Genomic DNA, 21336 nt, shown 5'->3' with positions numbered 1-21336 from the left:
ATCAGCGCGGGAATGCGGGGCGCTGGGGCGCGATTTAAATTCTATTTAATTGAATTATAAGTATTTTGTTTGCATGGTGTTATGCGGGAACACAGCATTTATCACCTGCTGGTTAGCATAATCCAATGTGCTTTAGTGATTTCCTGGTTAATTACGCCAGAAAAGAAAAATGTCAGACGATAGTGGGCTATTGCAGCCGGTAATAAGTTTTCGTTATTTCTTAGATCACGCTGAAAATAATTTCATACCCAGCATTTTCCTCTGCGGTTCTGCCGCGTAATTAGTTTAATCCGCGTAGCCAATTCTTATCGGCCAGAGGCTTTACGTCCCTGCCTTTTAATTTACGCGGGTTTGCGGTTTGCCTGCCCGTGTAACTGCGGTTATGGTAATCGACCTACTCTCAGAAAAATAAACGCAACAGATTTCTCTGTAACCGGACAGCGGCTGACGTTTCCGCTGTCGTGCATAAACATAAGATTTTGATTGGCAAAGCAGGCACCGGGGCAACGTGATACGCATAAACGGGCGCATTCACAGAGCCGGGTCCGCAAGCCTGGAGGCAGAAGATGGAGATGTTGTCAGGAGCCGAAATGGTCGTCCGTTCGTTAATCGATCAGGGCGTGAAGCAGGTATTCGGTTATCCGGGTGGCGCAGTCTTAGATATCTATGATGCGCTGCAAACCGTCGGAGGTATCGATCACATTCTGGTGCGCCATGAGCAGGGTGCGGTGCATATGGCTGATGGCCTGGCGCGCGCGACGGGTGAAGTCGGCGTGGTGCTGGTCACCTCCGGACCTGGTGCAACCAATGCGATTACCGGTATCGCCACCGCCTATATGGACTCGATTCCGCTGGTGATTCTGTCGGGTCAGGTTCCGTCGTCGCTGATTGGCTATGACGCCTTTCAGGAATGCGACATGGTCGGCATCTCTCGTCCGGTGGTGAAGCACAGCTTCCTGGTGAAAAACACCGAAGAGATCCCAAGCGTGCTGAAAAAGGCATTCTGGCTGGCCTCCAGCGGCCGTCCGGGACCCGTGGTGATTGACCTGCCAAAAGATATCCTGAACCCGGCGAACAAATTGCCTTATCACTGGCCGGAGTCAGTGAGCATGCGCTCTTACAATCCCACTATTCAGGGTCATAAAGGGCAGATTAAGCGCGCGCTGACAACATTGCTGGCGGCGAAGAAGCCGGTGATCTATGCGGGTGGCGGTGCCATTACCGCAGGCTGTGAAGCGGAGCTGTTACAGCTGGCAGAAAGCCTGAATATTCCGGTGACGACCTCGCTGATGGGCCTGGGCGCGTTTCCTGGCACCCATCGTCAGTGTGTCGGCATGCTGGGTATGCACGGCACCTATGAAGCTAATATGACGATGCACAACACCGACCTGATTTTTGGGATCGGTGTTCGCTTTGATGATCGCACCACCAACAATCTGGCGAAATATTGCCCCAATGCCACGGTGATGCACATCGATATCGACCCGACCTCTATTTCCAAAACGGTGTCGGCGGATATCCCGATTGTCGGCGATGCAAAACAGGTGCTGCAGCAGATGCTGGAGTTACTGACGCAAAGCGACACGCCATCACGTGCTGAAAGCCTGCACGACTGGTGGCAGGAGATTGAAGGCTGGCGCAGTCGTCACTGTCTGGAATTTGATCGCACCAGCGACAAAATTAAGCCGCAGGCCGTGATTGAAACCATCAGCCGGCTGACCAAAGGCGATGCCTATGTCACGTCAGATGTAGGTCAGCACCAGATGTTTGCTGCGCTCTATTATCCTTTCGATAAACCGCGCCGCTGGATCAACTCTGGCGGTCTGGGCACCATGGGCTTTGGCCTGCCCGCGGCGCTGGGTGTGAAAATGGCGCTGCCGGAAGAGACCGTCATCTGCGTAACGGGCGATGGCAGTATCCAGATGAATATTCAGGAGCTTTCAACAGCATTGCAGTACGATCTGCCGGTGCTGGTACTGAACCTGAATAACCGGGTGCTGGGCATGGTGAAACAGTGGCAGGATATGATCTACTCGGGTCGCCACTCCCAGTCTTATATGGAATCGCTGCCTGACTTCGTGCGTCTGGCGGAAGCCTACGGTCACGTCGGGATCGCGATTGAGCATCCGGCTGAGCTGGAAGAGAAGCTGACGCTGGCGCTGGAAACCCTGGCGAAGGGACGTCTGGTCTTTGTGGATGTCACCGTTGACGGTAGCGAACATGTCTACCCAATGCAGATTCGCGGTGGCAGCATGGATGAGATGTGGTTGAGCAAAACGGAGAGGACATAATTATGCGTCGTATTTTATCAGTTCTGCTGGAGAACGAATCCGGCGCATTATCCCGTGTCGTCGGCCTGTTCTCACAGCGCGGCTATAACATTGAAAGCCTGACCGTGGCGCCAACCGACGATCCCACACTGTCGCGGATGACCATTCAGACGGTGGGCGATCAGAAGGTACTGGAGCAGATTGAAAAGCAACTGCACAAGCTGGTGGATGTCCTGCGCGTCACCGAGCTGGGGCAGGGCGCCTATGTTGAGCGCGAAATCATGCTGGTGAAGATTCAGGCCAGTGGTTATGGTCGCGAAGAGGTGAAGCGTAACGCCGAGATCTTCCGTGGTCAGATCATCGATGTAACGCCGACGCTGTACACGGTTCAGCTGGCAGGCACCAGCGACAAACTGGACGCCTTCCTGAGCACCGTCCGCGATGTCGCTGAAATTGTTGAAGTGGCGCGCTCCGGTATCGTCGGCGTTTCACGCGGCGATCGCATCATGCGTTAATCACGCTGCGTCATCATCAATCCTCACCTAACCCGGCGAAATGCCGGGTTTTTTTATTTTTTATGCGCCAGGCGGATTACATTCAGAAAAGCGGTTGCTCCGCGCACTTTTCTGCTGTTAGATGATAGACATGAGTTATCCATAGCTTAACTGCGGCTATTTCTGCCGTAAAAGCGGATTTGATGGTGGGGTTATTGTGAAACTGGATGAAATTGCGCGTTTGGCAGGCGTGTCGCGCACCACGGCCAGTTATGTGATCAACGGCAAAGCGCGGCAGTATCGTGTCAGCGACAAGACCGTTGAAAAAGTCATGGCAGTGGTACGTGAACATAATTATCACCCTAATGCGGTGGCTGCGGGGCTGCGCGCCGGGCGTACGCGATCCATTGGGTTAGTGATCCCTGATCTGGAAAATACCAGTTATACGCGTATTGCAAACTATCTTGAGCGACAGGCACGTCAGCGCGGCTATCAGCTTCTGATCGCCTGTTCTGAAGATCAGCCTGAAAACGAGATGCGCTGCATTGAACATCTGCTGCAGCGCCAGGTCGATGCAATTATCGTTTCCACCTCATTACCGCCAGAGCATCCCTTTTATCAGCGCTGGATCAACGATTCTCTGCCAATAATTGCGCTGGACCGTGCGCTGGATCGTGAACATTTTACCAGTGTCGTCGGGGCCGATCAGGACGATGCCCAGACACTGGCTGCTGAACTGCGTCAGCTCGACGTTAAAAATGTGCTGTTCCTCGGTGCGTTACCCGAACTGTCAGTGAGCTTCCTGCGCGAAATGGGTTTCCGCGATGCCTGGAAAGACGATCCCCGTCCGATTGATTATATCTACTGCAACAGCTTCGAACGCACTGCTGCTGCTGCACTGTTTGAGAAATACCTTGAAGATCATCCGATGCCAGAGGCGCTTTTCACCACCTCTTTTGGGCTGCTGCAGGGTGTGATGGATGTGACGCTGAAACGAAACGGCCGCCTGCCGACGGAGCTGGCGATTGCCACCTTTGGCGACCACGAATTACTGGACTTTCTTGAGTGTCCGGTCCTGGCCGTTGGTCAGCGTCATCGTGACGTGGCAGAGCGCGTGCTGGAATTAGTTTTAGCCTCACTGGACGAACCCCGAAAACCAAAACCAGGCTTAACCCGTATCCGGCGTAATTTATACCGTCGCGGACAATTAAGCCGAAGAGTTAAATGAGTAACGGGCAGTATTATACTGCCCCTTTTATTTCGCGATTTACTGATTAAATAAACAGGTCGACGTAAAAAAGGGTAAATTCTGCTCATCAAATCTAACAAAGCAGAAAGCCCGATACCTATTATTTGCTTACAACTTCAACAAACCTTCTTTCCCGTCTGCCCTGAAGCCGCTGGGCTTCCATTCAGAAATCCCCTAAAATGCCGCCGCTGTCTCAGAAATCAGGATAAATATTTAACCCTTTACATTGTTTCATTTTTAGTCTTTTTTCCCCAAGCCATTTTTTTTATTCAGTTATTCATTGGCTTAATTTTTAGTTTCTCCTTTTATTCGATTATATCGTCGCCAGACTTTAATTTTGCGCCTTGTAAAGAGTGATGTTCAACTGCCGCTCCGGCTTGACAAGGATTTCATGGGATCCTTAAACTCGTTTCGTGGTAAAAAGTGGGATAAAGTGGCGTAAATGGGTGATGAGGAGAAGAGACTGGCATGTTCCGCGGAGCAACGTTAGTCAATCTCGACAGCAAAGGGCGGCTCGCCGTACCCACGCGATATCGCGAATTGCTGATTGGGGAGTCTCAGGGGCAGATGGTCTGTACCATCGACCTCCACCAGCCATGCCTGTTGCTTTACACCCTGCCCGAATGGGAAATCATTGAAAAAAAGCTGGCACGCCTTTCCAGTATGAATCCACTTGAGCGCCGCGTGCAGCGTTTGCTGCTGGGACATGCCAGTGAATGTCAGATGGACAATGCAGGCCGCCTGCTGCTGGCGAATACGCTTCGGCAGCACGCAAAATTAACCAAAGAAGTGATGCTGGTTGGACAGTTCAATAAGTTTGAGCTGTGGGATGAACAGACCTGGTATCAACAAGTCAGGGACGATATTGACGCAGAACAGTCGGCTCAGGAACCTTTATCTGAGCGGTTGCAGGACTTGTCGCTATAGCTATGCAGGAAAATTTCAAACATACCACCGTGCTGTTGGATGAGGCGGTTAACGGCCTCAATATCAGGGAAGACGGTATTTACATCGACGGCACATTTGGTCGTGGTGGCCACTCACGCCTGATTCTTTCGCAACTGGGAGAGAAGGGAAAACTGATCGCCATCGATCGTGATCCGCAAGCTATCGCCGCTGCTGCTGAGATTACCGACCCGCGTTTTTCAATTATTCATGGCCCTTTTTCTGCGCTGGCAGAGTATGTTTCTGAACGGGATCTGGTCGGAAAAATTGACGGGATTTTGCTGGACCTGGGGGTTTCATCGCCGCAACTGGATGACGCTGAACGCGGCTTCTCCTTTATGCGTGACGGACCGCTGGACATGCGAATGGACCCGTCGCGTGGTCACTCAGCCGCAGAATGGTTGCTGCACGCGGAAGAGGCAGATATCGCTTTCGTCCTGAAGACTTACGGTGAAGAGCGATTCGCTAAACGTATTGCCCGGGCCATTGTCGAGCGCAATCGCGAGCAGCCGATGACCCGCACCCGTGAACTGGCTGAAGTCATCTCCATCGCTATGCCAGTGAAAGATAAGTTTAAACATCCGGCTACACGCAGCTTCCAGGCCATTCGCATCTGGATTAACAGTGAACTGGAAGAGATCGATATCGCACTGAAAGGCGCGGTTCAGGTACTCGCACCGCAGGGCCGTCTCTCTGTGATCAGCTTCCATTCACTGGAAGATCGGCTGGTTAAGCGCTTTATGCGCGATCAGAGTCGTGGACCACAGGTGCCGGCCGGAATACCGATGACTGAACATCAGCTGCGAGCCCTGGGTGGCCGTGAACTGAAGTTGCTCGGCAAAATGTCGCCGGGTGACGCTGAAGTCTCTGAGAACCCACGCGCGCGCAGCTCGGTTTTACGTATCGCGGAGAAAACCGACGCATGATCGGTAACGAGCGTCACAGTCTGCCTGCCGTTATCGGCGGGGATCTGCTGCGAAAGGGCAAGATTCCGGTGCTGTTGCTGATCGCTGTCGTGGTTTCTGCCGTGCTGGTGGTCACCACCACGCATAAAACACGACTGTTAACGGCACAGCGTGAACAGCTGGTGCTGGAGCGTGACGCGCTGGATATCGAGTGGCGCAACCTGATTCTGGAAGAGAATGCGCTGGGCGATCACAGCCGTGTTGAACGCATCGCCACCGAGAAGCTGCAGCTGCAGCACGTTGATCCTTCACAAGAAAATATCGTGGTGCAGAAATAAGGACTTAAGTTAGCGAATGAGCGGCACAGGCAGAACGCTGAAATTGAAGAAACCGGAAGATAAAGCCAGCTTTGTAAGCTGGCGTTTTGCGTTGCTGTGCGGCTGTATTTTACTGGCGCTGGGTGGATTGCTGTCACGTGTTGCCTGGCTGCAGGTGATCAATCCTGGCAAGCTGGTCAAAGAGGGCGATCTGCGCTCGCTGCGCGTTCAGGCGGTGCCAACCTCGCGCGGGATGATCAGCGATCGTGCCGGACGACCGCTGGCAGTGAGTGTCCCGGTTAATGCCATCTGGGCGGATCCAAAAGAGCTGCACGCCGGTGGTGGCGTCACGCTGGACAGCCGCTGGAAGGCACTCTCTGATGCGCTCTCTATCCCCCTTGACCAGTTGGCCGCGCGCGTAAATGCCAATCCTAAAGGCCGCTTTGTCTATCTGGCGCGTCAGGTCAATCCGGCCATCGGCGACTACGTCAAAAAACTCAAACTTCCCGGTATTCATCTGCGCGAAGAGTCGCGCCGTTACTATCCTGCCGGGCAGGTTACCTCTCATCTGATTGGCTTTACCAACATCGACGGGCAGGGCATTGAAGGCATTGAGAAGAGTTTTGATAAATGGCTGACCGGTGCGCCGGGCGAGCGGACGGTGCGTAAAGATCGCTACGGTCGCGTCATCGAAGATATCTCCTCTGTGGACAGCCGGGCCGCGCATAACCTGACTCTCAGCATCGATGAGCGCTTACAGGCGCTGGTCTACCGTGAACTGAATAACGCCGTGGCCTTTAACAAAGCGGAATCGGGCACGGCAGTCCTGGTGGATGTGAATACCGGCGAAGTACTGGCGATGGCCAACAGCCCGGCTTACAACCCGAATAATCTTGGCAACACGCCGAAAGATCTGATGCGTAACCGCGCCATCACCGACATTTTCGAACCTGGCTCGACCGTGAAGCCGATGGTGGTCATGGCGGCGCTGCAACGCGGCGTGGTCAGAGAGAACAGTGTCCTGAATACCGTGCCATATCGCGTTAATGGTCATGAGATCAAGGATGTGGCGCGCTACAACGAATTGACCCTGACAGGGGTTTTACAGAAATCGAGTAACGTCGGTGTTTCACGTCTGGCGTTAGCGATGCCTTCCTCAGCGCTTGTAGAAACTTATGCGCGCTTTGGACTGGGCAAACCGACCAATTTGGGGCTGGTCGGGGAAAGCAGTGGCTTATACCCTAAAAAACAACGGTGGTCTGACATAGAGAGGGCCACCTTCTCTTTCGGCTACGGGCTAATGGTAACGCCGTTACAGTTAGCGCGAGTCTACGCAACAATTGGCAGCTATGGCATTAATCGCCCGCTGTCGATTACCAAAGTGGATCCGCCCGTCGCGGGACAACGCGTTTTCGATGAGTCACTGGTGAAAACCGTGATGCATATGATGGAAAGCGTGGCGCTGCCTGGTGGCGGTGGGGTCAAAGCGGCCATCAAAGGTTATCGGATTGCGATAAAAACCGGTACAGCGAAAAAAGTCGGGCCCGATGGTCGCTACGTCAACAAATACATTGCCTATACCGCAGGCGTTGCGCCTGCCAGTCATCCCCGATTCGCGCTGGTGGTGGTGATCAACGATCCCCAGGCCGGCAAGTATTACGGTGGTGCGGTTTCTGCCCCGGTGTTTGGTGCCATCATGGGCGGCGTACTGCGCACCATGAACATCGAGCCGGACGCGTTACCGACCAATGACAAGAATGAGCTGGTGACTAACAGAAGTGAGGAAACAAGTGACAGATCGTAACCTGCGCGACTTACTCGGCCCCTGGGTGCCAGGCGCGCCGGCGCGCCCACTGCGCGACATGACACTGGATAGCCGCATTGCGGCTTCTGGCGATCTGTTTGTCGCTGTTGCAGGCCATCAGGTCGATGGACGCCGTTTCATCCCGCAGGCGATTGCTCAGGGCGTCGCCGCCGTGGTGGCCGAAGCTGAAGGCGAAGCCGCCGACGGCGAAATCCGTGAAATGCACGGCGTACCGGTTATCTATCTGGCCCAATTGCCTCAGCGTCTTTCAGCCTTAGCAGGCCGTTTTTATCAGCAGCCGGGTGAGAAACAGACGCTGATTGGCGTTACGGGTACAAATGGTAAAACCACCACGACCCAGTTGCTGGCGCAGTGGGCAACGCTGCTGGGTGAAACCAGCGCGGTCATGGGCACCGTCGGGAATGGGCTGGTGGGTCACTTGTCCGCGGCAGAAAATACCACCGGCTCAGCAGTTGATGTTCAGCATCTGCTGAACGATCTGGCGGAAAAAGGGGCGACCCTGACCGCAATGGAAGTCTCGTCACACGGACTGGTTCAGCATCGCGTCGCGGCGCTGCCGTTTGCCGCAGCGGTCTTTACCAATCTCAGCCGCGATCACCTCGATTATCACGGTGATATGCAGAGCTACGAGTCAGCCAAATGGCTGCTGTTTTCTGAGCATCAGGTCGGGCAGGCGATTCTTAACGCCGATGATGAAGTCGGTCGTCGCTGGCTGGCGCGCTTACCGGATGCGGTGGCAGTCACCATGGAGAATAACCTCCAGCCTGGCTGCCATGGCCGCTGGCTGAAAGCCGATGCGGTGGAGTACCACGATAACGGCGCACACATCCGTTTCAGCTCCAGCTGGGGCAACGGAGAAATCAACAGTCCATTAATGGGCGCGTTCAACGTCAGCAATCTGATGCTGGCGCTGGCGACGCTGCTGTCACTGGATTATCCGCTGGCGACGCTGATCAACGTTGCACCGCAGTTGCAGCCGGTCAACGGGCGTATGGAAGTGTTCAGCGCCGCAGGAAAACCGACGGTCGTGGTGGATTATGCCCATACGCCGGATGCGCTGGAAAAAGCGCTGGAAGCAGCCCGCCTGCACTGCAAAGGCAAACTGTGGTGTCTGTTTGGCTGCGGTGGCGATCGTGACAAAGGCAAGCGCCCATTAATGGGCGCGATTGCTGAGCAATATGCGGATGTGGTGGTGATTACCGACGACAATCCGCGCAGCGAAGATCCGCAGGCGATTGTTAACGATATTCTGACCGGTTTGCTGGATCCGGGCCGCGCCCGGCTGGTGTCTGGCCGCGCGCAGGCCGTCACTAACACCATCATGCAGGCTCAGCCTGACGATATCGTACTGGTGGCCGGTAAAGGCCACGAAGATTATCAGATCATCGGCAACCGTCGTCTCGACTACTCCGATCGTGCCACGGTTGCGGCACTGCTGGGAGGCGCAGCATGATTCCGGTTTCATTAAAAACGCTTGCGGAGATCACCGTCGGAACGCTGCACGGCAGTGATTTAACCCTGAATGACGTAACGACGGATACCCGCAAAGTGACAGCAGGCAGTCTGTTTGTCGCGCTGGTGGGCGAACGTTTTGATGCCCATGACTTCGCTGAAGAGGCCATTGACAGTGGCGCACAGGCGTTACTGGTCAGTAAGCATTTACCTGTCTCTGTGCCTCAGGTCGTCGTGGAAGATACCCGACTTGCTTTTGGCCGACTGAGTGCCTGGGTTCGTCAGCAGTCCACTGCCCGCGTCGTGGCGCTGACCGGCTCGTCCGGCAAAACGTCGGTTAAAGAGATGACGGCAGCGATTCTGCGTGAGTGCGGTGAGACGCTCTACACCGCAGGCAATCTCAACAACGATTATGGCGTGCCGATGACGCTGCTGCGTCTGACCGCAGAGCATCAGTATGCGGTAATTGAGCTTGGCGCTAATCATCAGGGCGAAATCGCCTACACCACCGACCTGGTTAAACCGGAAAGCGCGCTGGTGAATAACCTGGCAGCGGCCCATCTGGAAGGCTTTGGTTCGCTGGCGGGTGTCGCTAAAGCCAAGGGCGAGATTTTTCAGGGCTTACCGGCGAATGGCATTGCGATTCTCAACGAGGAGAGCAACGACTGGCCAAACTGGCAGACCACGCTGCAGGACAAAACCGTGTGGCGCTTCTCGCCGCAGGCGGCAGCGTGTGATTTCTCTGCCCGTGATATCCGCATTGCGCAGGACGGCACTCATTTTGTGATGAAGACACCGCGTGGCGAGGCTGAGATTGTGCTGCCGTTGCCGGGTCGGCATAACATCGCCAACGCACTGGCTGCGGCGGCTCTGGCCCTGTCAGTGGATGCCCCGCTTAGCGCCGTTCAGCAGGGGCTGAAAAACCTGCAGTCGGTGCCAGGTCGCCTGTTCCCGGTGCGCCTCTCTGCGCATCAGCTGCTGCTGGATGACAGTTATAACGCGAATGTCGGATCGATGACCGCCGCCGTCCAGGTCCTGTCAGAGATGCCGGGCTACCGGGTGCTGGTCGCCGGCGATATGGCGGAACTGGGTGATGAGACCGAAAAATGCCACCGCGAAATCGGGGATGCGGCACGTGATGCAGGTATTGATCGCGTACTGAGCTGCGGAAAATTTAGCCATTTTATTAGTGAAAACAGCAAAGCTGGCGAACATTTCAGCGATAAGACAGCGCTGACTGAACGTTTGCGTCAATTGTTGTCCGAACACTCAGAAATTACCGTCCTGATAAAAGGCTCGCGTAGTGCCGCCATGGAGCAGGTAGTACAGAGCTTAAAGGAGAAAGGAACATGTTAGTTTGGCTGGCCGAGCATCTGGTCGCTTTTTATTCGGGCTTCAACGTCTTTTCCTATTTGACGTTTCGCGCCATTGTCAGCCTGCTGACAGCACTCTTTATCTCTCTCTGGATGGGGCCGCGCCTGATTGCGTGGCTGCAGAAATTACAGATTGGTCAGGTTGTCCGTAACGATGGCCCGGAATCGCATTTCAGTAAGCGCGGAACGCCAACAATGGGCGGGATTATGATTCTGACCTCCATCACCATTTCGGTGCTGATGTGGGCATATCCGTCGAATCCCTATGTCTGGTGCGTGCTGTTCGTGCTCATCGGCTTTGGCATCATCGGCTTTGTCGATGACTACCGCAAAGTGGTGCGCAAAGATACTAAGGGCCTGATTGCCCGCTGGAAATATTTCTGGATGTCGGTGATTTCTCTGGGTGTCGCGTTTGGGCTTTATGCAGCAGGTAAAGATACCCCGGCGACCCAGCTTGTGGTGCCCTTTTTCAAAGACATCATGCCACAGTTAGGCCTGTTTTATGTGCTGCTGGCCTACTTTGTGATTGTCGGAACGGGTAACGCGGTCAATCTGACCGATGGTCTCGATGGTCTGGCGATCATGCCCACCGTCTTTGTCGCCGCAGGCTTTGCGCTGGTTGCCTGGGCCACCGGTAACGTGAAGTTTGCTGAATATCTTCATATTCCTTATCTGCGTCACGCCGGTGAGCTGGTGATTGTCTGTACCGCCATCGTCGGGGCAGGGCTGGGCTTCCTGTGGTTCAACACCTATCCGGCTCAGGTCTTTATGGGTGATGTCGGCTCACTGGCGCTGGGCGGCGCGCTGGGAACCATCGCCGTGTTGCTGCGTCAGGAATTTTTACTGGTGATTATGGGTGGCGTGTTTGTGGTTGAAACGCTGTCGGTAATCCTGCAGGTGGGATCGTTTAAGTTGCGCGGCCAGCGTATTTTCCGCATGGCGCCGATCCATCACCACTATGAACTCAAGGGCTGGCCGGAACCGCGCGTCATTGTGCGCTTCTGGATTATTTCGCTAATGCTGGTGCTGATTGGCCTGGCCACGCTGAAGGTGCGTTAATCATGGCTGACTATCGGGGTAGAAAAGTTGTCATTATCGGGCTGGGCCTTACCGGGCTCTCCTGTGTTGATTTCTTTTTAGCGCAGGGCGTAACGCCCCGCGTGATGGACACCCGTGTCTCGCCGCCGGGGCTGGATAAATTGCCCGGGCAGGTTGAACGTCACCTGGGCGGCATCAACGGTGACTGGCTGCTGGCGGCCGATCTGATTGTTGCCAGCCCTGGCGTCGCGCTGGCGCATCCGATTCTTAGCGAAGCCGTCGAAGCCGGAATCGAAATTGTCGGTGATATTGAGCTGTTCTGCCGCGAGGCGCAGGCACCTATCGTGGCGATCACCGGTTCCAACGGTAAAAGCACCGTTACAACGCTGGTGGGTGAAATGGCGAAAGCCGCGGGCTGGCAGGTGGGCGTTGGCGGGAATATCGGTCTGCCCGCACTGAGTCTGCTGCAATCACCAGCACAACTTTATGTACTGGAACTTTCCAGCTTCCAGCTTGAGACCACATACAGTCTGAAAGCGGCTGCGGCAACCGTGCTCAACGTCAGTGAAGATCATATGGATCGCTATCCGCTGGGTATGCAGCAGTATCGCGCCGCCAAGCTGCGGGTTTATGAGAATGCACAGATCTGCATCGTTAACGCCGATGACGCACTGACAATGCCGGTCCGCGGCGCAGATACCCGCTGTGTCAGCTTTGGTGTCGATTTTGGTGACTATCACCTGAATAAGCAGCAAGGCAGCATCTGGCTGCGGGTGAAGGGCGAGAAAGTCCTGAACACCGCTGAAATGAAGATGGTGGGACAGCACAACTATACCAACGCGCTGGCGGCACTGGCGCTGGCCGATGCGGTCGGTCTGCCACGCGCTTCAAGCCTGGCGGCCTTAACGCACTTTAACGGTCTGGCGCATCGTTTCCAGCTGGTCCATGAACATCAGGGCGTGCGCTGGATCAATGACTCCAAAGCGACCAATGTCGGCAGCACCGAAGCGGCGCTCAATGGCCTGCAGGTTCAGGGAACGCTGTGGCTGCTGATGGGCGGTGATGGTAAGTCAGCCGATTTTACGCCGCTGATCCCCTGGCTGCAGGGCGACAACGTGCGTCTTTACTGCTTTGGCCGCGACGGTGATGCGCTGGCCGCGCTGCGTCCTGATATCGCCGTGCGCACAGAAACCATGCGGCAGGCGATGGAGCAGATCGCGCCGCAGGTTAACGCAGGCGATATGGTTCTGCTGTCGCCGGCCTGCGCCAGCCTTGACCAGTTCCGTAACTTTGAGCAGCGCGGTGAGCAGTTCGCGCAACTGGCGAAGGAGTTGAGCTGATGCGTATTCCTGGTGCCGGACTGGCGGGATATTTCTCAGGACGCCTGAAAGATTGGGTCATGGGCGCACGTGAAAGTGATGACTCTTCACTGGTGCTCTATGACCGCACACTGCTATGGCTCACGCTGGGCCTGGCGGTGATTGGTTTTGTGATGGTGACGTCGGCATCAATGCCGGTGGGTCAGCGTCTGAATGACGATCTCTTTTACTTCGCCAAGCGTGATGCTTTCTACATCGTGCTGGCATTAGGTATGGCACTGGTCACGTTGCGGGTGCCGATGGATTTCTGGCAGCGCTACAGCAACGTGATGCTGATGGTCACGGTGGCGATGCTGCTGATTGTTCTGGTAGTTGGTAGCTCGGTAAACGGTGCATCGCGCTGGATTGCACTGGGTCCACTGCGTATCCAGCCGGCTGAGTTGTCGAAGCTCTCTCTGTTCTGTTATCTCGCCAGTTATCTGGTGCGCAAAGTGGAAGAGGTGCGTAACAACTTCTGGGGCTTCTGTAAGCCGATGGGCGTGATGGTCGTGCTGGCCGTGTTACTGCTGGCACAGCCGGACCTCGGTACGGTGGTTGTGTTGTTTGTGACTACGCTGGCGATGCTGTTCCTGGCCGGTGCCAAGCTGTGGCAGTTCATGGCAATTATCGGCTCCGGCATTTTTGCGGTAATTCTGCTGATCATTGCAGAACCCTACCGTATGCGCCGTGTGACGTCGTTCTGGAATCCGTGGGAAGATCCCTTTGGTAGCGGCTACCAGCTGACTCAGTCGCTGATGGCATTTGGTCGCGGTGAATTCTGGGGGCAGGGGCTCGGTAACTCTGTGCAAAAGCTGGAATATCTGCCGGAAGCCCATACCGACTTTATTTTCGCCATCATCGGGGAAGAACTCGGCTACGTCGGTGTGGTATTGGCACTTTTAATGGTATTCTTCGTCGCTTTTCGTGCGATGTCGATTGGCCGTCGTGCTCTGGAACTGGATCAGCGTTTTTCCGGCTTTTTAGCCTGTTCGATTGGTGTCTGGTTCAGCTTCCAGGCGCTGGTTAACGTCGGGGCTGCCGCGGGTATGTTACCGACCAAAGGTCTGACCTTACCGCTGATCAGTTACGGTGGGTCGAGTCTGATCATTATGTCGACCGCCATCGTTTTTTTATTACGCATAGATTATGAAACGCGCCTGGCGAAAGCGCAGGCGTTTACCCGAGGTGGTCGATGAGCGGTAAGCGATTGATGGTGATGGCAGGTGGAACCGGCGGACATGTCTTTCCCGGTCTGGCTGTCGCCCATCACCTGATGGAACAGGGCTGGCAGGTTCGCTGGTTAGGCACCGCCGACCGTATGGAAGCCGATCTGGTGCCGAAGCACGGCATCGAAATCGACTTTATCCGCATCAGCGGACTACGCGGTAAGGGCATGAAAGCGTTGCTGCTGGCACCGCTGCGCATCTTCAATGCATGGCGTCAGGCGCGTCGCATCATGAAAGCGTGGAAGCCGGATGTCGTGCTGGGCATGGGCGGCTACGTTTCCGGTCCGGGCGGCTTAGCGGCCTGGAGCTGCGGTATTCCGGTTGTGCTGCATGAGCAGAACGGTATTGCCGGTCTGACCAATAAATGGCTGGCGAAAATCGCCACCAAAGTTTTGCAGGCGTTTCCGGGCGCGTTTCCTGCCGCCGACGTGGTAGGAAATCCGGTTCGCACTGACGTTCTGGCACTGCCTTTACCTGCGCAACGTCTGGCAGATCGTCATGGCCCGATTCGGGTGCTGGTGATTGGTGGAAGTCAGGGCGCACGGATACTGAACCAGACGCTACCGCAGATTGCGGCGCTGGTGGGTGATGAGATCACCCTATGGCATCAGACCGGTAAAGGGGCGTTGCCTGAAACAGAGAAAGCGTATCAGCAGGTCGGTCAGACGCAGCATAAAGTGGCCGAATTTATTGATGATATGGCTGCTGCCTATGCCTGGGCTGATGTGGTGGTATGCCGCTCCGGTGCGTTAACCGTGAGCGAAGTTGCTGCCGCTGGTTTACCGGCCATTTTTGTGCCGTTTCAGCACAAAGATCGCCAGCAGTACTGGAACGCGCTGCCGCTGGAAAAAGCGGGCGCCGCCAGAATTTTTGAGCAGCCGCAATTTACTGCGGAGGCTGTAGCGGATCTGCTACGCCACTGGGATCGTGCAACACTGCTGACGATGGCTGAACAGGCCCGTCAGGTGGCTATCCCCGATGCGACTGAACGAGTCGCTCAGGAAGTGGCTCGCGCCGCAAAGTAATCATTCCGGTCAGCGCGTCTGACCTGTACCCGGACTGGGTACAAACTGAAATAGCAGGTAACAGAGAGCGATGAATACACAACAATTGGCAAAACTGCGTTCTATCGTGCCCGAGATGCGTCGCGTCCGGCACATCCACTTTGTCGGCATCGGCGGTGCTGGCATGGGCGGTATTGCCGAAGTGTTAGCAAATGAAGGCTACCATATCAGCGGTTCAGATCTGGCCCCTAACCCGGTGACGCAGAATCTGATTGCGCTGGGTGCCACTATTTATTTTAACCATCGCCCTGAAAACGTGACCGATGCCAGCGTGGTCGTGGTCTCCAGCGCCGTTTCGCAGGATAACCCTGAACTGGTAGCGGCACGTGAACAGCGCATTCCGGTGATCCGTCGCGCGGAGATGCTGGCTGAACTGATGCGTTTCCGTCACGGCATTGCCGTTGCAGGGACCCATGGCAAAACGACGACGACGGCGATGGTGTCGAGCATTTATGCGGAAGCGGGTCTCGATCCGACCTTCGTTAACGGCGGACTGGTTAAAGCAGCTGGCACCCATGCCCGTCTGGGTAACAGCCGGTATCTGATTGCTGAAGCGGATGAGAGCGATGCGTCGTTTCTGCATCTGCAGCCGATGGTGGCGATTGTGACCAATATTGAAGCTGACCATATGGACACCTATCAGGGCGATTTTGAGAACCTGAAGCAGACCTTTATTAACTTCCTGCACAACCTGCCGTTTTACGGTCGTGCGGTGATGTGCGTGGATGATGCAGTTATTCGTGACCTGATTCCTCGCGTGGGCCGTCATATCACCACGTACGGTTTCAGTGACGATGCGGATCTGCGCATTGAAAACTACGAGCAGAGTGGCGCGCAGGGGCATTTCACTCTGATTCGTCAGGACAAAGCGCCACTGCAGATTACGCTGAACGCGCCAGGTCGCCACAATGCCCTGAACGCAGCCGCCGCTGTCGCCGTCGCCAGTGAAGAAGGCATCGAAGACAATGCGATTCTGGCCGCACTGGAGAGCTTCCAGGGCACAGGCCGTCGCTTTGATCTGCTGGGTGAATTCCCGACCGAGCCGGTCAATGGACAACCGGGCACCGCGATGCTGGTGGATGATTACGGTCATCACCCAACCGAAGTTGACGCGACGATTAAAGCCGCGCGCGCAGGCTGGCCAGATAAAAAGCTGGTGATGGTGTTTCAGCCGCACCGTTATAGCCGTACCCGCGATTTGTTTGATGATTTCGCCAACGTACTGTCGCATGTCGATGTGTTGCTGATGCTGGATGTGTACTCCGCTGGTGAGACCGCGATTCCAGGCGCTGACAGTCGTTCGCTCTGCCGTGCCATTCGTAACCGGGGCAAGGTCGATCCGATTCTGGTGCCGGAACATGACGCACTGCCGGAGATGCTTGCACCGCTGCTGTCAGGCAATGACCTGATTCTGGTACAGGGTGCCGGGAACGTCGGCAAGGTTGCCCGCAAGCTGGCGGACACGAAGCTCCAGCCGGAACGCAAAGCGGAGGATCGTCATGGCGGATAAAGTTGCAGTATTAATGGGTGGCACGTCGGCAGAGCGCGAGGTTTCGCTCAACTCGGGTCAGGCCGTGATTGCCGGATTGCGGGAAATGGGTATCGATGCACATGGTATCGATACCCGCGATGTCTCCGTGCTGACGCTGAAAGAGCAGGGCTTTACCAAAGCCTTTATCGCGCTACATGGTCGCGGCGGTGAAGATGGCACGATGCAGGCGGTGCTGGAATTCCTGCAACTGCCTTACACCGGCAGCGGCGTGATGGCATCGGCGGTGACGATGGATAAGTTGCGCACCAAACTGCTGTGGCAGGGGCGTGGTTTACCATCAGGAAAATTTGTCTGGCTGACGCGTCAGCAGTTTGAGGGCGGGCTGGATGAGGAGAGCAACGCGGCGATTGCAGCGCTTGGCCTGCCACTGTTTGTGAAGCCAGCCTGTGAAGGCTCCAGCGTGGGCATCAGCCGTGTTAACGATCTGCACGCGCTGCCAGCGGCACTGGAGATGGCGTTTAAGTACGACAATGACGTACTGGTCGAGGCGTTTCTCAGCGGCGCGGAGTATACCGTCGCGATTGTGGGCGATCGTATCCTGCCCTCAATAGAAATAAAGAGCGCCAGCGAGTTCTATGACTATGAAGCTAAATACATTTCTGACGATACTCAGTACGTCTGTCCGGCCGAGTTAAGTGCTGGACGTGAAGCTGAATTGCAGCAGCTGGTGCTGGCGGCCTGGCGTGCGCTGGGCTGTCGTGGCTGGGGACGGGTTGATGTGATGACCGACGGGGAAGGGCGCTTTCAGTTACTGGAAGCCAATACTTCACCAGGCATGACCAGCCACAGTCTGGTTCCTATGGCAGCAAAACAGGCGGGTATGAGCTTCCCGCAGCTGGTAGCCCATATTCTGGAGTTGGCCGACTGATATGTCACAGGCGGCGATGAGAGTTCGAAACCGTGAACCGCAGGAGCGTATTCGCACCGGGCGCAGTAACGGTGCCCGACTGTTCGGCATTTTTTTCCTGCTGATCGTTATCGGGATTATGGTTGCCGGCGGGCTGGTGGTGCTGAAGTGGATGAACGATGCGTCCCGGCTGCCGTTGTCAAAACTGGTGGTGACAGGACAGACGCATTACACCACGCACGACGATATTCGACAGGCGATTTTGTCGCTGGGTCCGCCCGGCACGTTTATGTCACAGAATGTGGACATTCTGCAGCAGCAGATTGAGCGGCTGCCGTGGATTAAGCAGGTCAGTGTGCGTAAGCAGTGGCCGGACGAACTGAAGATCCACCTGGTGGAGTACACGCCGGTGGCGCGCTGGAACGATTTGCATATGGTGGATGCAGAAGGTAACGCCTTCAGCGTACCCGCCAGTCATGTCGGCAAAGAGACACTGCCGATGCTGTATGGGCCAGAAGGGAGTGAGAAAGAGGTCCTGGCAGGCTATCACAGCATGGATGATGTGCTAAAAGCCCGGAAGTTTACCCTGAAGGTGGCGTCAATGACGGCCCGTCGTTCATGGCAGCTGGTCACCAGTGATGATGTACGTATCGAACTGGGACGCAGCGACACCATGAAACGACTGAATCGCTTTATTGAGCTCTACCCGGTACTGCAACAGCAAGGTCAGAACGAGAGCAAACGTATCAGCTACGTGGATTTGCGATATGACTCGGGCGCTTCTGTTGGCTGGACACCGGTCGTGATGGAGCCACAGGACAGTAATCAGCAACAGAACCAGGCACAGGCTAAACAACAATGATCAAGGCAACGGACAGAAAACTGGTAGTTGGACTCGAAATCGGCACTGCGAAAGTTGCCGCCCTGGTTGGGGAAATTCTGCCCGATGGTATGGTCAACATTATTGGGGTGGGCAGCTGTCCTTCCCGTGGTATGGATAAAGGTGGCGTAAACGATCTTGAGTCGGTGGTGAAATGCGTTCAGCGCGCCATCGATCAGGCTGAGCTGATGGCGGATTGCCAGATCTCCTCCGTCTACCTTGCTTTATCGGGCAAACATATCAGTTGTCAGAACGAAATCGGGATGGTTCCGATTTCAGAAGAGGAAGTGACTCAGGATGATGTAGAGAATGTCGTACATACCGCTAAATCGGTGAGAGTGCGCGACGAGCATCGCATCCTGCACGTTATTCCTCAGGAATACGCGATCGACTATCAGGAAGGGATCAAGAATCCGGTTGGGCTTTCTGGCGTGCGTATGCAGGCGAAAGTGCACCTGATCACCTGCCACAACGACATGGCGAAGAACATCGTTAAAGCCGTTGAGCGTTGCGGACTGAAAGTGGATCAGCTGATTTTTGCCGGTCTCGCCTCCAGTTTTGCCGTTTTGACTGAAGACGAACGTGAGCTGGGCGTGTGTGTTGTCGATATTGGTGGCGGTACAATGGACATAGCCGTATATACCGGCGGCGCTTTACGGCACACTAAGGTTATTCCGTATGCAGGCAATGTCGTCACCAGCGATATCGCCTATGCGTTTGGCACACCGCCAACGGATGCTGAAGCGATTAAAGTGCGTCATGGTTGCGCGCTGGGCTCGATTGTCGGCAAAGATGAGAACGTTGAGGTACCGAGCGTGGGCGGACGTCCACCACGTAGCCTGCAACGTCAGACGCTGGCGGAAGTGATTGAGCCGCGTTATACCGAACTTTTGAATCTGGTTAATGACGAGATTCTGCAGTTACAGGAACAACTGCGTCAGCAGGGCGTAAAGCATCACTTAGCCGCAGGCATTGTCCTGACCGGTGGTGCAGCGCAAATTGAAGGACTGGCGGCCTGTGCGCAACGCGTATTCCATACGCAGGTGCGTATCGGACAGCCGCTGAATATTACCGGCCTGACTGACTATGCGCAGGAATCGTACTACTCCACTGCCGTGGGACTGTTGCATTACGGCAAAGAGTCGCACATGAACGGTGATGCAGAGACCGAAAAACGGGTCTCAGTAGGTAACTGGTTCAAGCGTATTAACAGTTGGTTAAAAAAAGAGTTTTAATTTTTGTGAAAGGGGATCATGCTGTTTTCTTTAGTGATCTCCAGGCGACAGGCACATAACGGAGAGAAATCATGTTTGAACCTATGGAATTAACCAACGACGCGGTGATTAAAGTCATCGGCGTCGGTGGCGGCGGCGGTAACGCCGTAGAGCACATGGTACGCGAACGTATCGAAGGTGTGGAATTCTTTGCTGTGAATACCGACGCGCAAGCGCTGCGTAAAACAGCTGTCGGCCAGACCATTCAGATCGGTAATAACATTACCAAAGGTCTGGGTGCGGGTGCGAATCCGGAAGTAGGCCGTAACTCAGCAGAAGAAGATCGCGAAGCACTGCGGGCTGCGCTAGAAGGGGCAGACATGGTCTTCATCGCAGCAGGCATGGGCGGCGGTACCGGTACCGGTGCAGCCCCTGTAGTTGCTGAAGTGGCTAAGGATCTCGGTATCCTGACGGTGGCCGTTGTTACCAAGCCTTTCAACTTCGAAGGCAAAAAGCGCATGGCGTTTGCTGAGCAGGGGATCGCTGAACTTTCTAAGCACGTCGATTCACTGATCACTATTCCCAACGACAAGCTGCTGAAAGTGCTGGGCCGTGGTATTTCCCTGCTGGATGCATTTGGCGCTGCTAACGACGTGCTGAAAGGCGCAGTCCAGGGTATTGCCGAGCTGATCACCCGTCCGGGCCTGATGAACGTCGACTTTGCTGACGTGCGTACAGTGATGTCCGAAATGGGCTATGCCATGATGGGTTCAGGCGTTGCGTGCGGTGAAGATCGTGCGGAAGAAGCGGCTGAAATGGCGATCTCCAGCCCACTGCTGGAAGATATTGATCTGTCAGGCGCCCGTGGCGTGCTGGTCAACATTACTGCGGGCTTCGACCTGCGTCTGGATGAGTTTGAGACCGTGGGTAACACTATCCGCGCCTTCGCCTCTGACAACGCAACCGTTGTAATCGGTACCTCTCTGGATCCGGAAATGAATGACGAACTGCGCGTCACTGTCGTGGCAACCGGTATCGGCATGGACAAACGTCCGGAAATCACGCTGGTCACCAACAAGCCAGCCAGCCAGCCAGTGATGGATCATCGCTATCAGCAGCACGGTATGTCACCGCTGCCGCAGGAGCAAAAACCAGCTGCCAAAGTCGTTAACGACCAGGCTGCGCAGTCGAACAAAGAGCCTGACTATCTTGATATTCCGGCCTTTTTGCGTAAGCAGGCCGATTAGGATTAACCCTATAATTGGGATTATCCGCTCTTTGTGCTAAAGTGTCTGTCCGCTGGTAAAGTATACTGGCGGTCGGAAAG

18 protein-coding genes are annotated in these 21336 nt (G+C 55.3%); all 18 read left to right on the top strand.

Annotated features, from left to right (window positions below):
• The first annotated feature begins 566 nt into the window (after nucleotides 1–566).
• The 18 genes from ilvI (at nucleotide 567) to ftsZ (ending at nucleotide 21256) form a co-directional block, all read left to right on the top strand.
• The gene (gene ilvI / locus KTJ90_RS16005; RefSeq protein ID WP_008925573.1) at nucleotides 567–2291 is read left to right on the top strand and encodes an acetolactate synthase 3 large subunit; all 1725 of its coding nucleotides are present in this window, start codon (nucleotides 567–569) and stop codon (nucleotides 2289–2291) included.
• A 2-nt stretch (nucleotides 2292–2293) separates the two neighbouring features.
• Nucleotides 2294–2785: an acetolactate synthase small subunit gene (gene ilvN / locus KTJ90_RS16000; RefSeq protein ID WP_003854770.1), complete on the top strand. Its 492-nt coding sequence runs from the start codon at nucleotides 2294–2296 to the stop codon at nucleotides 2783–2785.
• 196 nt (nucleotides 2786–2981) lie between these two features.
• Complete coding sequence (gene cra / locus KTJ90_RS15995) at nucleotides 2982–3992, top strand: catabolite repressor/activator (RefSeq protein WP_003854769.1); 1011 nt, start codon at nucleotides 2982–2984, stop codon at nucleotides 3990–3992.
• A gap of 489 nt (nucleotides 3993–4481) precedes the next feature.
• Complete coding sequence (mraZ, locus tag KTJ90_RS15990; protein ID WP_003854767.1) at nucleotides 4482–4940, top strand: division/cell wall cluster transcriptional repressor MraZ; 459 nt, start codon at nucleotides 4482–4484, stop codon at nucleotides 4938–4940.
• Between the two features lie 2 nt (nucleotides 4941–4942).
• Nucleotides 4943–5884: a 16S rRNA (cytosine(1402)-N(4))-methyltransferase RsmH gene (gene rsmH, locus KTJ90_RS15985; RefSeq protein ID WP_003854766.1), complete on the top strand. Its 942-nt coding sequence runs from the start codon at nucleotides 4943–4945 to the stop codon at nucleotides 5882–5884.
• Entirely contained in the window at nucleotides 5881–6201 is a 321-nt protein-coding gene (gene ftsL, locus KTJ90_RS15980; RefSeq protein ID WP_003854764.1) for a cell division protein FtsL, read from the top strand. The genes rsmH and ftsL overlap by 4 nt, the downstream gene beginning before the upstream one ends.
• A 16-nt stretch (nucleotides 6202–6217) precedes the next feature.
• A complete protein-coding gene (locus KTJ90_RS15975) occupies nucleotides 6218–7984 on the top strand; it encodes a peptidoglycan glycosyltransferase FtsI (RefSeq protein ID WP_003854762.1) in 1767 nt (588 codons plus the stop codon).
• Entirely contained in the window at nucleotides 7971–9458 is a 1488-nt protein-coding gene (gene murE / locus KTJ90_RS15970) for a UDP-N-acetylmuramoyl-L-alanyl-D-glutamate--2,6-diaminopimelate ligase (RefSeq protein WP_039658783.1), read from the top strand. Before KTJ90_RS15975 ends, murE begins: the two co-directional genes overlap by 14 nt.
• Entirely contained in the window at nucleotides 9455–10813 is a 1359-nt protein-coding gene (murF, locus tag KTJ90_RS15965; RefSeq protein ID WP_286866075.1) for a UDP-N-acetylmuramoyl-tripeptide--D-alanyl-D-alanine ligase, read from the top strand. Before murE ends, murF begins: the two co-directional genes overlap by 4 nt.
• Entirely contained in the window at nucleotides 10807–11889 is a 1083-nt protein-coding gene (mraY, locus tag KTJ90_RS15960) for a phospho-N-acetylmuramoyl-pentapeptide-transferase (RefSeq protein WP_003854755.1), read from the top strand. Before murF ends, mraY begins: the two co-directional genes overlap by 7 nt.
• Before the next feature lie 2 nt (nucleotides 11890–11891).
• A complete protein-coding gene (gene murD / locus KTJ90_RS15955; protein WP_003854752.1) occupies nucleotides 11892–13208 on the top strand; it encodes a UDP-N-acetylmuramoyl-L-alanine--D-glutamate ligase in 1317 nt (438 codons plus the stop codon).
• On the top strand, nucleotides 13208–14422 hold the full coding sequence (gene ftsW / locus KTJ90_RS15950; RefSeq protein WP_003854750.1) for a cell division protein FtsW: 1215 nt from the start codon (nucleotides 13208–13210) through the stop codon (nucleotides 14420–14422). The genes murD and ftsW overlap by 1 nt, the downstream gene beginning before the upstream one ends.
• Nucleotides 14419–15477, top strand: a complete 1059-nt coding sequence (gene murG / locus KTJ90_RS15945) for an undecaprenyldiphospho-muramoylpentapeptide beta-N-acetylglucosaminyltransferase (RefSeq protein WP_078804749.1) — start codon at nucleotides 14419–14421, stop codon at nucleotides 15475–15477. The genes ftsW and murG overlap by 4 nt, the downstream gene beginning before the upstream one ends.
• Before the next feature lie 70 nt (nucleotides 15478–15547).
• Nucleotides 15548–17026 carry a UDP-N-acetylmuramate--L-alanine ligase gene (gene murC / locus KTJ90_RS15940; RefSeq protein ID WP_003854744.1) on the top strand — a complete coding sequence of 493 codons (1479 nt, stop codon included), beginning with the start codon at nucleotides 15548–15550 and terminating at the stop codon, nucleotides 17024–17026.
• Nucleotides 17016–17936, top strand: a complete 921-nt coding sequence (locus KTJ90_RS15935; RefSeq protein WP_078804748.1) for a D-alanine--D-alanine ligase — start codon at nucleotides 17016–17018, stop codon at nucleotides 17934–17936. The genes murC and KTJ90_RS15935 overlap by 11 nt, the downstream gene beginning before the upstream one ends.
• Before the next feature lies 1 nt (nucleotide 17937).
• Complete coding sequence (gene ftsQ / locus KTJ90_RS15930) at nucleotides 17938–18777, top strand: cell division protein FtsQ (RefSeq protein ID WP_003854740.1); 840 nt, start codon at nucleotides 17938–17940, stop codon at nucleotides 18775–18777.
• On the top strand, nucleotides 18774–20030 hold the full coding sequence (ftsA, locus tag KTJ90_RS15925; RefSeq protein ID WP_003854739.1) for a cell division protein FtsA: 1257 nt from the start codon (nucleotides 18774–18776) through the stop codon (nucleotides 20028–20030). Before ftsQ ends, ftsA begins: the two co-directional genes overlap by 4 nt.
• A gap of 71 nt (nucleotides 20031–20101) precedes the next feature.
• Nucleotides 20102–21256, top strand: coding sequence for a cell division protein FtsZ (ftsZ, locus tag KTJ90_RS15920; RefSeq protein ID WP_003854738.1), 1155 nt, complete (start codon nucleotides 20102–20104; stop codon nucleotides 21254–21256).
• Nucleotides 21257–21336 lie beyond the last annotated feature (80 nt).

Source organism: Pantoea jilinensis, from assembly GCF_019104105.1.
GTDB classification, from domain to species: domain Bacteria; phylum Pseudomonadota; class Gammaproteobacteria; order Enterobacterales; family Enterobacteriaceae; genus Pantoea; species Pantoea eucalypti.
Note: the sequence above shows the minus strand (reverse complement) of the source record. Positions and strands in the feature narration are given on the sequence as shown.